We start from the raw sequence: 20,983 nt of genomic DNA, 5'->3' as shown, positions 1-20,983 counted from the left end.
TCCAAAATGGCCAGTAATGGCCATTTATATCTATATTTTGTGAATAGATGACCAAATAGCTGAAATGCTTAAAATGTTTTCATCGAAAAGGCTGTTTATTAGTTTTAAAAGGGTTAGAATTTAACTGACTCCACGCTAATAAATGGCTGTACAAATATTCTGCTAAACTAGCAGTGATAGATTAAGGAACATACAATGACACGAAATGAAGGCCAAGCCTCGGTTATTTTAGATAACGTCTGTAAGCTTATCCAGAAAAAAGTTCGCGCTGATAATGTGTTACTCGTTGAGAAATTCGCCAAAGCCTTGTACAGCAATATGTCTAAAGAGGATTTGGCAAATCGCAACGACAGTGACTTATATGGTGCTGCACTCAGCCTTTGGAATTCGCTAGAAAAAAATACATCAGATGACGCAGTTATTCGCGTTTTCAACCCTGAAGTGGCAAAAGATGGCTGGCAGTCATCACATACCATTGTAGAGATCATTGCTAAAGACATGCCGTTTTTAGTTGACTCTGTACGTATGGCCATGACACGAGAAAACATCGCCTCTCACTTACTTCTTCATAGTCCACTGAAAATTCAACGTGATAAAAACGAAAAAATATCTGGGTTATCAAGCTTAAAAGCAGAGCAAGAATCAACATCAACAAAAACTGTATTCTTTATAGAAATTGACCGTCAAACAGATGCAACTGTTATTGAGTCTTTCAAAAAAGAGCTTGAATCAGTACTTGTTGATGTATCGGTTGCGGTTGAAGATTGGCAGCCTATTCGCGAAAAATTAATCGCGGTAAGCAAAAGCTTGCCAAAAAGCCATAAAGATAAAAATGACAATGAAATAAATGAAACCGTTGAGTTTTTAGATTGGCTAGTAAAAGACAACTTTACATTAATGGGTTATCGCCAATATGAACTTTCACCAGTTCAGGGCGACTATCAATTAAAAGGTAAAATGGATACCAGCTTAGGGTTAATGAAAAACTCTGATGCTGAGCATACACGTTTGCTTTCTGAGTTACCTGAAGTGGCTCGCCAAGAAGCACGCAGTAGTAACCTATTAATTTTAACTAAAACTAATTCATTGTCTCGCGTTCATCGCCCAGCTTACATAGATTATGTGGGTGTAAAACGTTTTGATGACAAAGGCAATGTTATTGGTGAAGATCGTTTTATCGGTTTGTTTTCATCAAACTTTTACAACAATAGCGCTGCTGATGTACCGGTTCTTAAAAGTAAAATTAATCGTATTATGGATATGTGTGACTTCGCTAAAGGGACACATGCATACAAAGCCGTATTAAATATATTAGAAACCTACCCACGTGACGAACTGGTACAAGCTCGTGAGAATGAGTTACTAGAAGTTGCCATGGGCGTGTTGCAAATACAAGAACGCGATATGTGTCGTTTATTTGTTCGTAAAGATGCATATGGCCGTTTTTTATCATGCATGGTTTATGTACCTCGTGAGCGTTATAACACAGCGCTTCGCCGCGAAACGCAAGCTATTTTAGCTAACGCATTTAATTCTGACGTTAAAGTCGAATTTACTACCTATTTCTCTGAGTCTACACTGGCGCGTACCCATTACACTGTTCGTGTGACCGACAACAATATTGAATATAACGTGAAAGACATAGAAAACAACCTAATAGAAGCCGCTCGTACATGGGAAGATAAATTACAATCAGCCTTACTTGAATCTGCTGGTGAGGCCCGTGGTAATGAATTAAACCGTAAATATTGCAATGCCTTTGCACGCTCATACAAAGAAGAAGTATTACCTAGCGCTGCAGTGGTCGATATTGAAAAGCTAGAAATGCTAAGCGATGATAATAAGTTAGAAATGCTATTTTATCGTCCACAAGAAGAAGCAAGCAGCAATATTGTGCGTTTAAGCTTATTCCATAAAGATGAGCCAATTCATTTATCTGATGTTATGCCAATGCTTGAAAACTTTGGTCTACGTGTTGTAGGTGAAACGCCATACTCGGTTAAAACTAGTGATGGTGGCGTAAATTGGGTCATGGACTTCTCTATGCTAATTGACAGCAAAGGGATGGCTGATTTTGATAAGATCTCTGCACGTTTTCGCGCTGCATTAACCAGTGTATGGGCAAACCGTTTAGAAAACGATGGCTTTAACCGTCTAGTGTTAATGGGTGGTTTAACGGGTCGTGAATCATCAATTTTACGTGCATACGCGAAATACATGCGCCAAATAGGGGTTACTTTCTCGCAAACGTATATTGAAAGCACCTTTGCAAATTACCCGCATATTGCCGCTAAAATTGTTAACTTATTCTCTAAAAAGTTCTCTGTAAAAAGCCCTGCAAGTGCTAAAACACTTGAAAAACTAGGCTTAGAAATTTATGCAGAGTTAGAAAACGTAGCGAACCTTGATGATGATCGTATTATCCGTTTATACGTTGATATGATTGTTGCTACATTACGTACTAACTACTTCCAAAAAGATGCTGAAGGCAAATTTAAGTCGTACATCTCACTTAAAATTCAGCCAAGTTTAATTCCAGAAGTCCCACTACCTGTGCCAGCGTTTGAGATATTTGTTTATTCTCCACGTGTTGAAGGTGTGCATTTACGTTTTGGTAAAGTTGCCCGTGGTGGATTGCGTTGGTCAGATCGTCGTGAAGATTTCCGTACAGAAGTACTTGGCTTAGTAAAAGCGCAACAAGTTAAAAATACCGTGATTGTACCGGTAGGTTCAAAAGGTGGATTTGTATGTAAACAACTACCTAGTGAACGTGAAGCGTTTATTAAAGAAGGCCAAGAATGTTATATAATCTTCATTCGTGGTTTATTAGATATCACAGACAATATTGACCGTGGTGAAATTGTACCTGCTGTTGATGTTACACGCCATGATGAAGACGATGCGTACCTAGTAGTAGCAGCGGATAAAGGCACAGCAACATTCTCTGATATTGCCAATGGCATCGCAAACGAATATAACTTCTGGCTAGGTGATGCGTTTGCATCAGGTGGTTCAGTAGGTTATGACCATAAGAAGATGGGTATTACGGCTCGTGGTGCATGGGAGTCTGTAAAACGTCATTTCCGTGAAATGGATATTAACTGTCAAACCACAGATTTTACGGCAGTTGCTATCGGGGATATGGCCGGTGATGTATTTGGTAATGGTATGTTGTTATCTAAGCACATTCGTTTGCAAGTGGCGTTTAACCATTTACATATCTTTGTTGATCCAAATCCAGATGCAGCGGCTTCTTATCCAGAGCGCGAACGTTTATTTAATTTACCACGTTCATCATGGGAAGATTACAATAAAGAGCTAATTTCAAGCGGTGGTGGTATTTTCTCGCGTGCTGCTAAGTCGATTACGCTTACGCCTGAAATGAAAAAGATGTTAGGCACTAAAAAAGCCAGCATGACGCCAAATGAGTTGATCAAAGCATCATTAATGATGGACCATGATTTATTGTGGAATGGTGGTATAGGGACTTACATTAAGCATTCGAAAGAAACGGATGCAGATGTTGGAGATCGTGCTAACGATGCGCTGCGCATTAATGGTAAAGACCTTGGGGCTAAAGTATTTGGCGAGGGCGGTAACTTAGGTGCAACTCAATTAGGTCGTATTGAATTTGCAGCTCAAGGCGGTCGTGTAAATACTGACTTCATCGATAACGTAGGTGGTGTTGCGTGTTCAGATAACGAAGTAAATATTAAAATTTTACTTAATGGTTTAGTTGCTGAAGGCGACTTAACGCGTAAGCAACGTGATGAGTTACTTTACTCAATGACCGATGAAGTGTCTGAATTAGTACTTAAAGATTGTTATCGTCAAACGCACACTTTATCGATCACTCAATCTAAAGGGACCTCAACGCTTAAAGAAAAAATTCGCTTTATTCATGCACTTGAAAAAGACGGTAAGCTAGACCGTGCAATTGAGTTTATTCCTACAGATGAAGAGTTAGCAGAGCGCGCCGCTGCAGGTAAAGATTTAACACGCCCTGAGCTATCTGTATTAGTTTCTTACGCGAAAATGGTGCTAAAAGAGTCTTTGGTAACGGATGAAATTACTGAGAATCCATATTACCGTCAGTTATTAGTTAAATCATTCCCGCGCCCATTACGTGAGAAGTTTAATGATGCTATGGATAATCATCCACTACGCAAAGAGATTATTGCCACTAAGTTAGCAAATAATATTGTTAATGATATGGGCTTAAACTTTATGGTGCGAATGAATGAAGAAACCGGTGCAAACGAAGCTGAAATTGCATTGTGTTATTCAATCGCAAGTGAAATTTTCCAAATGCGTGAAACATGGTTATCTATTAGTGATTTAGATAATAAAATACCATCGAACGTACAAACAGAAATGTTATACCAGTTACGTCGTACAGTTCGTCGCGCTACACGTTGGTTCCTTCGTCATCGCACGAAAGCACAATCAATTGAGCAAGCGATTGAAATTTTCTCACCAACATTTGCCGATTTAAGTGAAAACTTAACTAAATACATCGTTAAAACAGAAAGCGATCGTATTGTAAGTGCCCGTGAAGAACTAACACAAAGCGGTGTACCTACAGATATCGCACAGCGCATTGTGTCGTTATCAAGCTTGTTCTCGGTAATGGATTTAACGCAAATTGCTCAAAACTCTAATCGTAAAATCGATATGGTGTCGCACACTTACTTTAAATTAGGTGCGCAAATGGGACTACATTGGTTCTTAGATCAAATCACTAATCAACCGGTTTCTAACCATTGGCAGGCATTAGCGCGTGCATCATATCGTGAAGAGTTAGATTGGCAGCAACGCACCTTGTCAGAAGTGGTATTAAACAGCTTTGAAGGTGAAAGCAGTGATGTAGATGGTCAAATTGAACAATGGATGGATAGTCAAGATCTGTTACTTCAACGTTGGAAGCAAATGTTGACAGAGTTTAAAACATCGCAAAGTCACGATTTTGCTAAGTTCTCAGTGGCATTAAGAGAGCTCATGTTACTTGGTCACAACTGTGATACATCAGCAAAGTAACAAACTGCTAATGATTAAAACTAATCGTTAAACAGTTTTTGTTATATAATACCTCAGCCTTGTCTGAGGTATTTTTTTGTCTACAATTTTAAGAGGATTATATTCATGTTCTACGATTTAGCTCGCCGTTTTATGTTTACCCGTGATGCGGAGTGGGCCCATGATTTTGCTCTTAATAACTTACGTCGCTTTGCTAACACGCCATTGAGTGCTGCATGGTCACAAAGCGTGGCAAATAAACCAGTGAACTTTTTAGGCCTCGAATTTAAAAACCCAGTAGGGCTTGCTGCAGGTCTTGATAAAAATGCGGAGTGTATAGAGGCATTCGCTCAAATGGGTTTTGGCTTTGTAGAAGTGGGTACAGTAACACCGCGTCCTCAAGTGGGGAACGATAAGCCGCGGATATTCAGGTTGCCGCAGTCAAATGCAATTATTAATCGTATGGGCTTTAATAACAAAGGTGTTGATAATTTAGTTAACAATGTTAAAGCAGCTAAATACGATGGTATTTTAGGTATCAATATTGGTAAAAATAAAGATACACCAAATGAGCAGGGTAAAGATGATTACATTCACTGTATGCGTAAAGTGTTTGAGCATGCATCATACATCACTGTAAACATTTCATCACCCAATACCCCTGGCTTACGAGACCTGCAATATGGCGCAGCATTAGATGACTTATTACAAAGCTTGAAAAACGAACAGCTTGATTTAATTGCCAAGCATAATAAGCATGTGCCTATGTTGGTTAAAATTGCGCCAGACCTAGATCCAATTCAAATTGAACAAGTGAGCGAGTCACTGTTAAATAATAAAATTGATGGTGTTATAGCCACAAATACCACCTTAGAGCGTAGCTTAGTGCAAGGTCAGCAGTATGCTGATGAGGCAGGCGGTTTATCAGGAGCGCCAGTTAGGGAGCGTTCCACCCATGTTGTTTCTGAACTCAAGCGTTTAACAAACAATCAGTTACCTATTATTGGTGTGGGGGGGATTGATGATGCTAAATCAGCAAAAGAAAAATTTAATGCGGGTGCAGATTTAGTTCAAGTTTATACCGGTTTCATATACAAAGGACCGCAATTGGTCAAGTCGATCATTAACGGCTTATAAGGATCAGTTATGTAAGCTTTTGATCGTTCGATAAATGTTCTAAAAAGACGTTTTAAAAATGGTCAAAAGCAGCTATACTCTAAGCTTATTGTCTTATTTTATTTTTTAAGTACTAAGTAGGGAGGAGCAAATGTTACAAGCGTCAAAGCAATGGCAGTGGATAGCGTGTGCTGAAAAAAACCGCTTACTGCTTGATTTAAATGACGATATGCAACTTTGTACACCTTATAAGCTTAGACAGCTCACCGATTGTGCTTTTGAAAACCCATACTTCAGCCTTGAAGATGCAGCCTTTTATGAGCAAGTTTATTATTACCTTGCGCAGTTTAATTTATGGAACCCTGCCCAGTTATGCCAAATAGCGCTCAATGCAACGGCAGTTAAATTTCAATTAAAACCAGTGTTGGCAAAAAGTTGGTTTTTTAAACCGTATACTGGTAGTACACCTAGTACTGAAGCGGTTATTAATTTAAGCTCAGAATCACAAACTGGCGAGTTTTTAATTATAGAGCATTGTCCAGATGCTTCTGTGTGCATTAATTTAAGTGAAACCTTTGCACTAGATGACAATCTATCACTTGCCCAGTTTGAAGTTATCCGCGTTTTAAACAACCGAGTTCACCCCTTAATTACCTCACAGTATGATAGCCAAACAGCTTAGCCTAATTTAGTCTTTGAGGCTTGTTTAAGGCGTATTTGTACGCAAACCTATGTTATAATCCCGCGCAATTAGCTATTAAGGGTTTTTACTTTGCAATTTATCGCACTTACTTCTATCGGAATCGAAAATTTATTGGTTGATGAACTTACAGAACTTGGCGCTACGGTGTCAAAGCAAACTGTGGGTTCTGTTCGCTTTGAGGCTGACTCATTGCTAGCGCAAAAAGTGTGTTTATCTACACGCTTTGCTACGCGTGTACTTATGCTTATTGAAGAAAAAGAAGGCGTAAATGACAAAGACAGCTTGTACAAATTTGCACGCTTACAACCTTGGCAAGAATGGTTTGGCCCAACACAAACTTTTGCTGTTGATTTTAATGGCACAAACGATTCACTTAAAAATACCCAGTTTTCTGGTTTAGTAATTAAAGATGCGATTGTTGATTACTTTAACGATTTATTTGAACAGCGACCAAATGTAGATAAGCAAGATGCCAATGTGCGAGTGGTTGCACGTTTAAATCGTCATGGCGTTTCACTTTATATTGATTACTCAGGGCCGCGTTTATCAGAGCGTGGTTACCGTCAAGGTCAAGGCAAAGCCCCCATAAAAGAGCATTTAGCTGCGGCAATAATAAAACGTAGTGGCTGGCTTGAAAATGTCAATCAACCACTATTCGATCCATGTTGTGGTGCCGGCACTATTTTAATAGAAGCGGCTGGAATGGCACGTAATGAAGCGCCTGGATTATTCCGTGAAGGGTTCGCGTTTGAGCGTTTACCCAGCTTTAGAGTGGCAAAATTCAAAGAACTTAAAGAGCAACTTTTAGCGAATATTACTGATCCTAAATTATGGTTAATTGGCCATGATTACGATGCACAAGTACTTGATAAAGCGATTGCTAATGCGCAGCGTGCAGAGCTTGATACGGTGATTAAATTTAAGCAAAGCGATGCGACAAAACTGACGAGCGTTGCAAAATTGCCGGGTGTTGTTATTTCTAACTTACCTTATGGTGAGCGTATTGGTTCTATGGCTGAACTTGTAAACTTGCATCGTAGCTTAGGTGTTGGTTTTAAAAAGCACTTTAATCATTGGAAACTCGCTCTACTGGGCATGGATGAAAGCCTGTTTAAATTACTTAAATTAGTGAAGCAAAAACGCTATAAATTTAAAAATGGCCCCCTTGATGTTGAATTAAACCTGTATCAGCTTGATGACAAGCAAGTCAGCCTTACCTCTGATGACAAACCCGCTTTAAACTTCGAAGGCTCGATGGCATTTGCTAATCGCCTGAAAAAGAACAAGCAAGGTTTAAAAAATTGGCTTAAGCAAAATCAAGTCCATGCGTATCGTGTTTACGATGCAGATATTCCTGAATACAACGTTGCGGTTGATATTTATGGTGATTCAGCGGTTATTTTTGAATACGCAGCACCGAAAGAGATTGATGAAAAAACCTCTGAGAAGCGTTTACAAGATGTTATTAGCTTGACAGCACAACAACTTGATATTGCACCTGAAAACATTGCTGTAAAAGTACGTAAAAAGCAAAAAGGTGAAGAGCAATATACACCCATGGCTAAGCAAAATAGAACCATGGTAGTAGAAGAGTTTGGTGCTAAGTTTAAAGTTAATTTATTTGACTACTTAGACACGGGGCTATTTTTAGATCATCGCCTTGCACGTCGTTACATTCAAGAAAACGCAAAAGATAAGCGCTTTTTGAACCTGTTTGCATACACAGGAACCGCCTCAGTTCATGCAGCCATTGGTGGCGCAAAAGCGATTACTACCGTTGATTTATCTAAAACCTACTTAAAGTGGGGTCAAGATAACTTTGCGCTTAACGATATTAGCAATACACGTTATCGTTTTGAGCAAGCAGATTGTTTAAAATGGCTAGAGTATGCACAAGGGCAGTATGACCTGATCTTTTTAGATCCGCCTACTTTTTCAAATTCTAAACGAATGAAAGACGCGTTTGATGTACAAAACGACCACATTAAGCTGTTAACTTGGGTTAAAAAAATATTGAGCCCATCGGGTACGCTAATATTCTCTAATAATAAACGCGGTTTTGTAATGGATGAAGTTGGCTTGATGGGGTTAGGGTTAAAAGCAGAAAATATTTCTGAAAAAACCTTATCTCCTGACTTTAAACGAAATAAAAAAATTCATAATAGCTGGTTAATTAAACATGGCTAAGTGGATTTTATATCACACCGACGGCTGCCACTTGTGCGAGCAAGCAGAGCAGCTGTTAAAACCGTTACTTTCATCAACCGATGAATTACAACTTATTGATATTATGAGCGATGACGCATTAATTTTAGAGTATCAAATAAGCATTCCGGTTTTAAAAAATCAACAAGGCCAACAATTATTTTGGCCTTTTACTGCACCTCAGGCGCAGCAGTTTTTAGCGCAAGCAGAATAAGAGTAAAGATTAACTATGGATTTAATTAGAATTTCAAAAGCACAATTAGCTTACGGTACACACCCATTACTTGATAATGCAGATGCAGTAATCGAAAGTGGCGAACGTGTGTGTATTGTAGGTCGCAATGGTGCAGGTAAATCAACGCTTTTAAAAGTACTCGACGGTCAAGTAATACTTGATGATGGCGAAATAAACCAAGTTGGTAGCTTAAAAATATCGCGTTTAGAGCAAGATCCACCTAAAGGGGCTAGTGGCACTGTATTTGATTACGTTGCCCAAGGTATGCCTGAAATTGCTAACTTACTGATTGATTTTCATCATGTAAGCACACAATTGCAAACAGATTGCACTGATCAACTATTAAATAAATTAGAGCGTTTATCTAATAAATTAGAGGCGGCAGATGGCTGGCGTTTTGATAGCCGAATTCAACTTGTACTTACTCAATTAGAGCTAACTCCTGATGCGAAACTTGAGTCGCTTTCTGGTGGTTGGTTACGTAAAGTTGCATTAGCGCGTGCTTTAGTGAGTGAGCCTGATTTATTACTGCTCGATGAGCCTACTAACCACTTGGATATGACAAGTGTAATGTGGTTAGAGCAATTCCTAAAAGAATTTAAAGGCGGCATTGTATTTATATCTCATGACCGTGCATTTATTCGAGCTGTTGCTACACGTATTTTAGATTTAGATCGCGGTAAGCTAATTTCTTATCCTGGTGATTATGCCACTTACTTAGAACAAAAAGCGCATGATTTAAAAGTAGAAGAAACACAAAATGCATTGTTTGATAAACGCTTAGCGGAAGAAGAAGCGTGGATCCGCCAAGGTGTTAAAGCTCGTCGAACCCGTAATGAAGGCCGTGTTCGTGAGCTGAAACAATTACGTAATGAACGTAAACAACGTGTGGAACAAGTAGGTAAAACTGATTTCAATATCGAAACAGCGGATCGTTCAGGTAAACTAGTATTTGAAGCTAAACACTTAAATCATGCATTTAAAGACAAAGTGATAGCTGATGATTTCTCTACCTTAGTGATGCGTGGCGATCGTATTGGTTTGGTGGGGCCTAATGGTATTGGTAAAACAACGCTATTAAAATTATTGTTTGGTGATTTAAAAGCAGACAGTGGTGAAATAAAGCAAGGTGTTAACTTAGAGTTTGCATATTTCGATCAGTACCGTGAGAAGCTTGATGAAGAAGCGACCGTTCAAGATAACGTTGCTGAAGGTAAGCAAGAAGTGATGATGGGCGGACGCTCACGTCACGTGTTAGGCTATTTACAAGACTTTTTATTTCCGCCAGCACGTGCTCGTACACCGGTAAAAGCACTTTCAGGTGGTGAGAAAAACAGGTTGTTATTAGCCAAGTTATTTTTGAAACCTTCAAATATATTAGTGCTCGATGAGCCTACCAATGACTTAGATATTGAAACATTAGAGCTACTTGAAGATATTATTAACCAATATCAAGGTACTGTGCTTATAGTAAGTCACGACCGAGAGTTTATTGATAATACCTGTTCGAGTGTTTGGGCATTTGAAGGTAACGGCAAAGTTACTGATATAGTTGGTGGCTACAGTGATTATGAAGCTTATACCAACTATTTGGCGGAGCAGCACAAAGAGTTGCAAAAGCATCCAGTCAAAAAAGTTGAAAAAACAGAGCCAACGCCAGTTAAAAGCAATAACAAAGCAATTAAACTCTCTTACAAATTAAAACTTGAACTAGAGCAACTACCTAATAAAATGGAGCAACTTGAAGCTGAACTTGAAAAACAACAAGAACGAGTAAGTCATGAAGATTTTTTCAAGCAAGACAGTGATATAACAGCCAAGGAATTGAACCATTTAGCCCAACTTGAGTCTGACCTTGAAGCCGCTTTTGAGCGTTGGGAAGAACTTGAAGAATTAAAGAATCAGTAGTAAGGAATAAAATGAAATATAAATTACTCGCGGCCAGTGTTTTAGCCACACTGAGTACATCAGCATTAAGTGCAACGTACCAGTTAACCGAATTAGGTGACTTTGAAGCTGCCAAACATACTTATGTTACTGATGTGAGTGAAAACGGCCATATTATAGGTCAAGCTAACGGATTGTTTAACCTACCTATTGATATTAGTTATATCGACTTTACAGATAATATAATAAAGAGCGCATACGACACCGAAGTTAAAAGGTTTGAAAACATTGATAAAGAAATAACCTTTACCCTCGATGATATAGAAAATAATGATGCTGTTTACACTAATGCTGACGCACATACTTTTATGGTTGGCTTTCTATCTTCTCGGTCTGAAGATTTTGAATATCAAAAAATCAGTTCGCTTATTGCTACAAGCTATAATAACGGTTTAATAACTGAGCAGTCTCTTTTCGATGAATCTTCACTTGATTATGATGGGCTAACTCGATCAGTAAGTAACTTTTATACAGGTGTAGCGCAAGACGGTACTACGGTTGGTTGGGGAAGTGCAGCATTTGATAAAGTGAGCTTTACACCAGATGGCGAAACTGATGAAGAAACGTGGTTTACTCGTGAGTTTATAGAGCGCGGAATTTTAATCTCTGCTGGTGGTGTTGAAGTGCCGCTTTTACCAGAATTTACTGAACACGGTGGGACTAGTAAAGCATCTGATATTGTTGCCACTGACACTGGTTACATTGTTGTTGGTAATGTATCGGTTAGTATTCCTGCTGAGAGACAAACCACAATTACAGACAATTGTGATGGCCTTGATGAGCCAGTTATGGCTTGTATCGAGTTAATTAATTCTCGAAATACGCGAGGTGTGTTTAATAAAACAGCGGTTAAATGGACTCTAGACAGCACTTATAATGTGACTTCAACAGAGTTGCTAGGTTTAGCGCTTACTCCGGAAGAAGATGAAGACAGAACTCCATTTAATAGTATTGCATTAGCTGTGAATAGTAATGGTATTGCTGTAGGGTCTTCAGATACCCGAGATATTGACAACGATAATAGAATCTACAGTATGCCAACTTATTATAAAGACGGTGAGGTAGTTGACTTTATAAACCAGCAAGATGATTGGGAAGGAGGTAAAGCATTTGCAATCAATGATAATGACATTATTGCAGGTTATGCTACTAAACGCATTGAAGGCTCTTTAAGAAACAAACTCTTTTACCACGATATAAATACAAACACGACGGTGTTTCCTGAAGATTATTTTATTAGCTCAAGCTCATATGCAAATGATATTAATAATCAAGGTTATATTGTAGGCGAAGGTGATGTTGGTGATACAGCGAGTACAAGGCGTTCAGAAGCGTTTATTTATAAAATTGGTGATGACAAAATCACTAATCTAAATAATCTACTACCATGTTTTGACAGTGATGGTGAAACTAGCTTTAGTTATAAAATGGTAGAGGCGAAATCAATCAACGAAAATAATGAAGTATTTGGTGTGGCAACTAAAACGGTTGAAAAATTAGACTCACTAGGTGAGGTCATAACCGACATAAATGGTAACATTCAATATGAAAGTGTTGCTGTTGCAGTAAAACTTTCACCGATTGCTAATGGTGAAGTTGAAAATTGTAAAGCCCCAGATGCAGAGTTTTATGAACGTAGCTCAGCCAGCTTCTCATGGTTTGGTTTATTACTGCTACCTTTAGTTGGATTAAGACGCGTTTTTCGTTTCTAAGTACTGTTATTCGTTTATAAAAAAACCAACTTGTTAAGTTGGTTTTTTTTTGTCTATAGTAATATTAACAGAAGTACTTGATGAAGTAGTCGCTAGTTATTTCTAGATATCCAAGCTTTTCTTACTGAGCGACGCCAAATTAAATCAATACCAAAATAGCCAATAACACTGGCAATAGATGCGCACACAAGCGAACCCACTAAAAAAGCAGGGCCAATGGTAGTAAGGCTTTCTATAAACCACGCCCAACTAGCCTCAAACGCAAAATGCTGCTCAGGTTGATTTAGTACTAATGTACCAACCAAGTATGAGCCGTAAAAAATAGGTGGCATTGTAAGTGGGTTGGTGATCCACACCAAAGCAACAGAAATAGGCAAATTAACTCTTAAGATTATGGCTGCGGCAGCTGCTAGCACCATTTGAAAAGGAACAGGGATGAATGCAAAAAAAAGTCCAACGGCAAAGGCACCGCGTGCTGAGCGTCGATTTAAATGCCAAAGGTTAGCATCATGTAAAAGACGACCAAATATCCTTAGTGATTTGTGATGTCTAATTTTATTTGGATCAGGTAAAAACCGTTGGATCGTTTTTTTAGCCATTTAAAGCAACCATTTACGTCTGTGTGGATGAGTCTTGGGTTTGTTATCGGTGTCGTTATTACCGTATTTTATTATCAAACCCTTGAGTTTACAGTTATCACAATTTCAATCCTTATTGTGAGCACGTATTTTAAGCCGTTTTTAACTGTATTGTTAGGCTTTATTTGCGGTATTTGCTGTGTAGCCGCACATTTTATCTTGTTTTATTCATTTGAGTTACCTGAACAGCACAAAAAATATGCTTATTCTGTCGGTGTGGTGGTCGAAGAGGTTATCTCTGCTACGCCTCCCCAATATATAAAAGCTAAAATAACCCATTTAGAAGATAGTGAATATAGTCACTTTAGGGCACCTTATGCCTTATTAAGTATCAATTTTGCACAACCAATTAAATCTGGTGATACTTTTAATGCCCAAGTGAGACTGAATAATTATAGAACTATTAAAAATTTTACTGTTTTTGATAATCAGCTTTATGCTTTTACACAAAAGATAGCCTTTAAAGGTACAGTGCTCAATAAACAGCTTAATATTAAAAGCTCTCAAAAAAATAATACCGTGTCAGCTTATAGAGCCTATGTAAAAAAGCTGGTAAATAATGCTGAGCTTAAATGGCTATATTATACACTTTTAACCGGCGATAAGTCATTGATGACATTCGAGCAAAAGCGGTTAATGCAGAGTCTTGGGTTAAGTCACTTATTAGCCATTTCTGGGTTACATATCTCTTTAGTGTTTGGTTTTTGTTATTTTGTTACACGTTTTTGTCTTAAGTTGGTTAAACCTGAACTAAATCAAGGCATAAATGTTTCTATTGTTTATAGCGCTGTCGGCTTTGTAGTGGCATTCATATATGTTTACTTGAGTGATTTTATCATCTCCGCAACCCGCGCTTTAATTATGTTGGGCTGTTATTTGCTACTTTATTATTTGGCAAAGCAATCATTGAGATGGCGCAGTATTTTATATGCGTTGGTTATTATTTTAGCGGTTAATCCATTTAGTGTACTAAATCCAGGGCTTTACTTTTCGTTTTTAGCGGTATGTATTATTTTTATGGTTTTAAAGCAGTTTCCGCTTCGGGGTCACTCACTACTGGCCAATATGCGAACATTATTTATTATTCAACTGGGATTATTTATTGGCTTATTACCCCTGTCATTATACTTTTTCAATGGCGTGAGTTTAGTGGGTTTAGTTTTAAATCTTGTGGCTATTCCCATTTTATCTTTTGTATTGATGCCTGCTTTATTTTTAAGCGTGTTGCTGGGGTTATTAACCGATTGGCATGCATTTATTGTGTTATATGATTTTCCACTGACCAATTTGTATCAAATGTTGCAGGCAATACCTCAGCAGATACGTTGGCTTAATGTCGGACAGGTAAGTATAACCACCGTGGTGCTGCTTTATAGTGTTGTTCCCTTACTTTATTTTATTGAGCTTCGCTTACTAGCCTGCATTCCGATTTTGACTTTGCTTTTTAACTATTACTTTACGCAAACCAGCCTTTGGCAGTTAAACGTATTTGATGTAGGCCACGGCTTAATGGTACTGATAGAAAAAGATAAACATGCGTTTATTTATGATTTTGGCCCGAGTTATTTTAATCGCTTTAGTCGTGTCACTAGTGTTTTACTACCCTATATTAATGCTCATAACCTAACAGTAACTAGCTCGATTGTAAGCCATCAAGATAACGACCATGCAGGAGGCGTTGCGCACTTTAAAAAAGCAGGTTATGCATGGAGCTTTGATTATTTTCATCCAAGTGGTGTATATAAAGACTGCATAGCAACAAAAACAGACTTTCAAGGCTTGAGTATTCAAACCTTTTCAAAAGATGAGTTTAATAACAGTAATGATAATTCCTGTGTTGTTAAAGTCTCAAGTGCAAACCATAGTGTGCTTCTCACTGGTGATATATCAAAGGCGAGGGAGTCTAAATTAATTAAACAAGGGCATGATTTACAAAGTACCGTTTTGTTAAGTCCTCATCACGGCAGTGATAGCTCTTCCAGTGTCGAGTTTATCGAGGCCGTAAACCCAACACTTGTGATTCATTCAAGTGCGTATCAAGGCCAGTGGCAATTTCCAAGTAAAGCTGTAGTTAAGCGTTACAATAAAATAAACGCCAAACAATATAGCACCGGTGATGTAGGACAAATTCGGGTTGATTTTTATGCTAAACACTTAGAGCTGAGTACCGCAAGAGGGGCGGAAAGTTATTGGTTTATCAAAGATTGACGTTTTGTTTTGCTGTTGCTAAGGATACAATAGGGGCTGTTACTGGTTTTAGAGAGTGTTATGGAACAAAGTACTACACAAATATATAAACGGCTTGTTTCTTACGTTGGCGCTTATAAGTCGATTGCCATTGTCGCGATTATAGGAATGATAGGTTATTCAGGTATGGATGCATTATTCATTCAACTGATGAAGCCGTTTATCGATGAAGGTTTAAACGAGCGTAACAGCCAGGTACTTACTTATGCGCCATTTGTGGTTATTGCGCTGGTTATCGGGCGTGGCGTATTTAACTTTATGTCATCTTACTGTTTAAGCTATGTAGGCTCACAAGTCGTGAGGGCGCTGCGCCAAGAATTGTTTGAACACATTTTACATTTACCAGTGTCCTTTCACGATAAAAACTCAACCGGCGATTTGATTTCTAAAATTACCTTTGACACCGAGCAAGTTCAACAAGCAATCACCAAAGCACTGCTTATTGTTGTGCGTGAAGGCGCTTTTGTGGTGTTTTTACTCGCTGTGATGTTTTATACCAGTTGGCAGTTGTCGTTAATCTTTTTAGTTATTATCCCGCTTGTGGCTATCATAGTAGCTGTGGTGTCTAAACGCTTTCGTCATATCTCGAAAAATATTCAGTCAGCGATGGGACAAGTTACCCGTAGTTCAGAGCAAATGCTCAGTGGTCACAAAGTGATCCATGGCTTTGGTGGGCAAACACAAGAAATTGATCAATTTTCTAAAATTAATAATCATAACCGCCAACAACGTATCAAGATGGATGCGACTAAAGCGCTAAGTGTCTCTATTATTCAAATTTTGGCTGCCAGTGCTATGGCTGTTATTTTATGGGTTGTGTCGATGCCCTCTATGATAGACAGCATTAGCTCTGGGGATTTTGTCGTACTCATCTCATCGATGATGATGCTACTGCGCCCATTAAAGCAACTTGCCAATGTAAACAGTGACTTACAGCGAGGTATTTCAGCTGCTCAGAGTGTTTTTTTAGTGTTAGATGAAGAAATTGAAAAAGACACGGGTACCTTTTCGGTTGATAAGGTAAAAGGGCATATTGAGGTGAAAAATGTGACCTTTAAATACCCAACCAAGGATGAAGCCGTGCTTAACGATTTATCACTGAACATAAAAGCCGGTGAGAGTATTGCCCTTGTTGGCCGCTCTGGCTCGGGTAAATCGACTATTTCTAACTTGTTACCCCGATATTATGACTTAGAAGCGCCAAGCGAAATTTTACTCGATGGCATTGCTCTTAATGAATATAAGCTTACTGATCTTCGCCGTCAATTTGCGTTAGTGTCGCAACAAGTGGTGCTATTTAATGACACGATTGCCAATAATATTTGTTATGGTTTACAACGCGAAATCTCTATCGAAGAGCTTCATGACGTTGCAAAACAAGCCCATGTGTGGGAGTTTGTAAAAGACTTACCTGAGCAACTTAACACTATGGTTGGCGAGAATGGGGTAATGCTTTCAGGTGGGCAACGTCAACGTATTGCGATTGCGCGTGCTATTTTAAAAGACGCGCCTATTTTAATTTTAGATGAAGCGACCTCGGCCTTGGATACTGAGTCTGAAAAGCTTATCCAACATGCTCTTGATACATTAATGAAAGATAAAACCTCCATTGTTATCGCTCATAGGCTATCGACTATTGAAAATAGTGACCGTATCTATGTGATTGATAACGGTAAAGTGATAGAAAGTGGTACGCATACTGAATTACTGACTAACGATGGTACCTACTCTGCTCTTTGTAAAATGCAGTTTGGTGAGCAGGGGTGAGTAAAATAGAGCAAAGCTGGTACAAACCTTTTAGCTTAATTACCTTATTGTTATTACCACTGTCCGCTATTTTTGGCTGTGTTGCTCTAGTGCGCAAATACTGCTACGAAGTGGGTGTTTTTAAGCCATTTGTTAGTAATACTCCAGTAATTGTTGTTGGCAATATAAGTGTTGGCGGCAATGGTAAGACTCCATTTGTATTGTGGCTGCATGATTACTTAACCGCTCAAGGCTTATCTGTTGGTTTAATTAGTCGCGGCTATGGTGGGCAAGCAGCCCATTACCCATTATTAGTAACTGCAAATACGACGACTTTAGAAGCAGGGGATGAGCCGGTACTTTTATTTAACCGTTTACAATGTCCGTTAGTAGTGGGGCCAAATAGACAGAAGAATATAGAAATGCTCAATCATCAGTTTCAGCTTGATGTAATTATTTCTGATGATGGCATGCAACACTACAAAATGGCACGCAGTATTGAATGTTGTATTGTTGATAGCGAAAGAAAATTTGGTAATGGTTTTTTAATGCCAGCAGGACCACTTCGCGAAACGGTTTCTCGTTTAAACAGTGTTGATTTAGTCATTGAAAATGGTTCTGAACATGAATTTAGCTATCGCTTGCAGCCATCAATTATTAAACGTGTTGCTGATAATACTGAGATAACAACGGCTATAGAAACAGCGCATGCTGTAAGTGCAATCGGTAACCCTCAGCGCTTTGAAGCATCATTAAAAGCACAAGGTATAGCGTTGTTATCAACACATCATTTTCGCGACCATTATGCTTATACCGCCAATGACTTTGCTCAATTTGGTGAGGACTGTGTATTAATGACAGAAAAAGATGCAGTTAAGTGTCGTGACTTTGCCAAGCCAAATTGGTATTACTTGCCGGTTGACGCTCAACCAACTGCAGCAGTAATAAACACATTAAATTTATTATTAAAAGAAAAAGGGATCCACTATGGCCTTTGATACAAAATTACTCGAAATTATTGCTTGCCCTGTGTGTAAAGGTAAGTTGCGCTTTGATAAAGAAAACCAAGAGCTGATCAGCACAGCAGCAAAACTAGCTTACCCGGTACGTGATGATATTCCGGTACTACTTGAAAATGAAGCCCGTGAATTGACTCTTGAAGAGGTAGAAAAGTGGAATTCGTAGTTGTTATCCCTGCGCGTTACGCTTCTACTCGTTTGCCAGGTAAACCACTCGCTGATATTTGTGGCAAACCAATGATACAGCATGTGTATGAAAAAGCCTGTTTGTCAGGAGCCAGCAAGGTGGTTATTGCTACCGACCATCAAAGAGTATTTGATGCTGCTAAACGTTTTACTAGTAATGTTTTGATGACGCGTGAAGATCACCAATCAGGCACAGAGCGCTTAGCCGAAGTAGTGGATTTACTTAATTTAGCCGATGATACTATCGTGGTAAATGTACAAGGTGATGAACCTTTGCTGTCGCCTGATAACGTATCACAAGTGGCAACATTATTAGCGCAATCAACGGCACCAATGGCAACCTTAAGCGTTGCTATTGAAGAGCGTGATGAAGTGTTTAATCCTAATGCGGTTAAAGTTGTCAGTGATATCAATAAAAATGCTTTGTACTTTTCAAGAGCGAGTATCCCATTTGATAGAAGCGCCATGATGGCTGAGCAGCAACCACTTAATTTAGCCCCTTTTCAACGCCATGTGGGTATTTACGCGTATCGCGCAGGGTTTATAAAGCAATATATTGAATTAAGTGTTTCGCCATTAGAACTTCTTGAGTCGTTAGAGCAGTTACGTGTGCTATACCATGGTTATGCAATTAAAATAGAACAAGCTTTAGTGACCCCTCATGCAGGAGTAGATACACCAGAGGATTTAGCTAAAGTGGTTGCCCATATTCAAAGTAAAAGCGCGTGAATAAACCACAAACGCTTATATTAAAAGTGCAATATACGCATGATGATTTTTACATCATAAATAAACCGCATGGGCTTAATTTTCATTCTGAAGAAGGCCCCGGTTTTGTGGTACTAGCTGAGCAACAGTTAAACGAAAAATTATTTGCGGTACACCGTTTAGATAAAGTCACCTCTGGATTGATTATACTCGCGCGAAGCAAAGCGGCAGCAGCAGAATTTACGCAATTATTTACTCAGCATGCGATTAATAAGTTTTATCTAGCGGTTAGTGATACCAAGCCTAAAAAAAAGCAAGGCTGGGTTAAAGGTGATATGGCTAAGTCTCGCCGTGGCACGTATAAATTATTAAACTCACAGAGTAACCCCGCTATTACACGTTTTTATTCGTTTAGCTTTAAAAGCGGTTTTAGAGCTTACCTATTAAAACCCTATTCGGGAAAAACCCATCAGCTTAGGGTGGCATTAAAGAGTATAGGTGCCGCTATATTAGGCGATGCTAGTTATTCTGGGAGTGCCGCTGATCGCACCTATTTGCATGCATTTGCGTTGGACTTTGAGTGGGCTGGGGAACAAATACAACACACTCTGTTGCCAGAGTGTGGATTGGAATATGCGCAATTAATAAAACATCAAGATTTTGATTCTTGGCAAACGCCTTGGAAATTGGATTGGTAAATGAGTGAACAAGTAACTGATATCCGCTTTGGTGGTATTAAACGACTATATGGTCAACAGCAATTTGAATGGTTACAACAGGCACATTTCTGTGTTGTTGGTATAGGTGGCGTAGGCAGCTGGACTGCAGAAGCATTAGCGCGCACCGGCGTGGGCAAAATTACTCTAATAGATTTAGATGATATATGCGCAACCAATGTTAATCGTCAAATTCATGCGTTAACAGGCACTATTGGGGAAGCAAAAGTGGATGCCATGAAGGCGCGCTGCGAGCTTATCAACCCTGAGTGTGTGGTTAATGTGATTGACGATTTTATAACACTAGATAATATTCAAGAGCATATTCAAGGTTTTGATTATGTTATTGACTGCATTGATGCGGTAAAAGAAAAAGCGGCGTTAATCGCGCACTGTAAGCGTAATAAAATGCCTATAATTACCACAGGCGGTGCAGGTGGGCAAACTGATCCAAGTCAAATTACTTTTGGTGATGTGGCAAAAACGACTCAAGATCCATTGCTAGCAAAGGTGCGCTATATTTTGCGTAAGCAGTATAATTTCAGCTCTAATCCAAAACGTAAATTTAATATTGACTGTGTGTATTCAACAGAGCAGCTTGTTTATCCTGGCAGTGATGGCAGTGTGTGCCATGCGAAACAAAATGCAGATGGCAGTATGAATATGGATTGTAATAATGGCTTTGGTTCGGTGACGATGATCACCGGTAGTTTTGGTTTTTTTGTTGCCGCTAAAGCAGTAAGAAAATATTTAGATAAGCGTACACGCTTGAACATTTAATTACAGATT

The 20,983-nt window shown here is 38.9% G+C and carries 15 protein-coding genes; 14 read left to right on the top strand and 1 reads right to left on the bottom strand.

What is annotated here, in order from left to right; genetic code table 11:
• The first annotated feature begins 195 nt into the window (after nucleotides 1–195).
• From CWB78_RS08355 to CWB78_RS08325, 7 genes are all read left to right on the top strand, one after another.
• Nucleotides 196–5,037 (top strand): NAD-glutamate dehydrogenase, encoded by a 4,842-nt coding sequence (locus CWB78_RS08355; protein ID WP_138595031.1) that lies wholly within the window; start codon nucleotides 196–198, stop codon nucleotides 5,035–5,037.
• A 105-nt stretch (nucleotides 5,038–5,142) separates the two neighbouring features.
• On the top strand, nucleotides 5,143–6,153 hold the full coding sequence (gene pyrD / locus CWB78_RS08350) for a quinone-dependent dihydroorotate dehydrogenase (protein ID WP_138595029.1): 1,011 nt from the start codon (nucleotides 5,143–5,145) through the stop codon (nucleotides 6,151–6,153).
• 130 nt (nucleotides 6,154–6,283) lie between these two features.
• Nucleotides 6,284–6,814 carry a cell division protein ZapC gene (locus CWB78_RS08345; protein WP_054201007.1) on the top strand — a complete coding sequence of 177 codons (531 nt, stop codon included), beginning with the start codon at nucleotides 6,284–6,286 and terminating at the stop codon, nucleotides 6,812–6,814.
• A gap of 90 nt (nucleotides 6,815–6,904) precedes the next feature.
• The gene (rlmKL, locus tag CWB78_RS08340) at nucleotides 6,905–9,022 is read left to right on the top strand and encodes a bifunctional 23S rRNA (guanine(2069)-N(7))-methyltransferase RlmK/23S rRNA (guanine(2445)-N(2))-methyltransferase RlmL (protein ID WP_010390144.1); all 2,118 of its coding nucleotides are present in this window, start codon (nucleotides 6,905–6,907) and stop codon (nucleotides 9,020–9,022) included.
• Entirely contained in the window at nucleotides 9,015–9,254 is a 240-nt protein-coding gene (locus CWB78_RS08335) for a glutaredoxin family protein (RefSeq protein ID WP_008112065.1), read from the top strand. The genes rlmKL and CWB78_RS08335 overlap by 8 nt, the downstream gene beginning before the upstream one ends.
• A 15-nt stretch (nucleotides 9,255–9,269) precedes the next feature.
• Nucleotides 9,270–11,183, top strand: coding sequence for an ATP-binding cassette ATPase Uup (gene uup, locus CWB78_RS08330; protein WP_138595027.1), 1,914 nt, complete (start codon nucleotides 9,270–9,272; stop codon nucleotides 11,181–11,183).
• Between the two features lie 11 nt (nucleotides 11,184–11,194).
• Nucleotides 11,195–12,934, top strand: coding sequence for a DUF3466 family protein (locus CWB78_RS08325; protein WP_138595025.1), 1,740 nt, complete (start codon nucleotides 11,195–11,197; stop codon nucleotides 12,932–12,934).
• A gap of 92 nt (nucleotides 12,935–13,026) precedes the next feature.
• Here the strand turns inward: CWB78_RS08325 and CWB78_RS08320 are convergent, their stop codons facing one another.
• Entirely contained in the window at nucleotides 13,027–13,533 is a 507-nt protein-coding gene (locus tag CWB78_RS08320) for a DUF2062 domain-containing protein (RefSeq protein ID WP_010390140.1), read from the bottom strand.
• Between CWB78_RS08320 and CWB78_RS08315 the strand changes: the two genes are divergently transcribed.
• Genes CWB78_RS08315 through tcdA form a run of 7 tightly spaced genes read left to right on the top strand, consistent with a single transcriptional unit; the run spans nucleotide 13,513 to nucleotide 20,974 of the window.
• Nucleotides 13,513–15,780, top strand: a complete 2,268-nt coding sequence (locus CWB78_RS08315) for a DNA internalization-related competence protein ComEC/Rec2 (RefSeq protein WP_138595023.1) — start codon at nucleotides 13,513–13,515, stop codon at nucleotides 15,778–15,780. The genes CWB78_RS08320 and CWB78_RS08315 overlap by 21 nt on opposite strands.
• 60 nt (nucleotides 15,781–15,840) lie before the next feature.
• Nucleotides 15,841–17,586 carry a lipid A export permease/ATP-binding protein MsbA gene (gene msbA, locus CWB78_RS08310; protein ID WP_138569704.1) on the top strand — a complete coding sequence of 582 codons (1,746 nt, stop codon included), beginning with the start codon at nucleotides 15,841–15,843 and terminating at the stop codon, nucleotides 17,584–17,586.
• Nucleotides 17,583–18,563 carry a tetraacyldisaccharide 4'-kinase gene (gene lpxK, locus CWB78_RS08305; protein ID WP_138595021.1) on the top strand — a complete coding sequence of 327 codons (981 nt, stop codon included), beginning with the start codon at nucleotides 17,583–17,585 and terminating at the stop codon, nucleotides 18,561–18,563. Before msbA ends, lpxK begins: the two co-directional genes overlap by 4 nt.
• Entirely contained in the window at nucleotides 18,553–18,750 is a 198-nt protein-coding gene (locus tag CWB78_RS08300; protein ID WP_010390133.1) for a Trm112 family protein, read from the top strand. Before lpxK ends, CWB78_RS08300 begins: the two co-directional genes overlap by 11 nt.
• On the top strand, nucleotides 18,738–19,499 hold the full coding sequence (gene kdsB / locus CWB78_RS08295) for a 3-deoxy-manno-octulosonate cytidylyltransferase (RefSeq protein ID WP_109874597.1): 762 nt from the start codon (nucleotides 18,738–18,740) through the stop codon (nucleotides 19,497–19,499). The genes CWB78_RS08300 and kdsB overlap by 13 nt, the downstream gene beginning before the upstream one ends.
• A complete protein-coding gene (locus CWB78_RS08290) occupies nucleotides 19,496–20,176 on the top strand; it encodes a TIGR01621 family pseudouridine synthase (RefSeq protein WP_138595019.1) in 681 nt (226 codons plus the stop codon). The genes kdsB and CWB78_RS08290 overlap by 4 nt, the downstream gene beginning before the upstream one ends.
• Nucleotides 20,177–20,974 (top strand): tRNA cyclic N6-threonylcarbamoyladenosine(37) synthase TcdA, encoded by a 798-nt coding sequence (gene tcdA / locus CWB78_RS08285; RefSeq protein ID WP_109874599.1) that lies wholly within the window; start codon nucleotides 20,177–20,179, stop codon nucleotides 20,972–20,974.
• Nucleotides 20,975–20,983 lie beyond the last annotated feature (9 nt).

Origin of the sequence: Pseudoalteromonas sp. S1612 (genome assembly GCF_005887175.1) — a bacterium.
Classification (GTDB): domain Bacteria; phylum Pseudomonadota; class Gammaproteobacteria; order Enterobacterales; family Alteromonadaceae; genus Pseudoalteromonas; species Pseudoalteromonas undina.
Note: the sequence above shows the minus strand (reverse complement) of the source record. Positions and strands in the feature narration are given on the sequence as shown.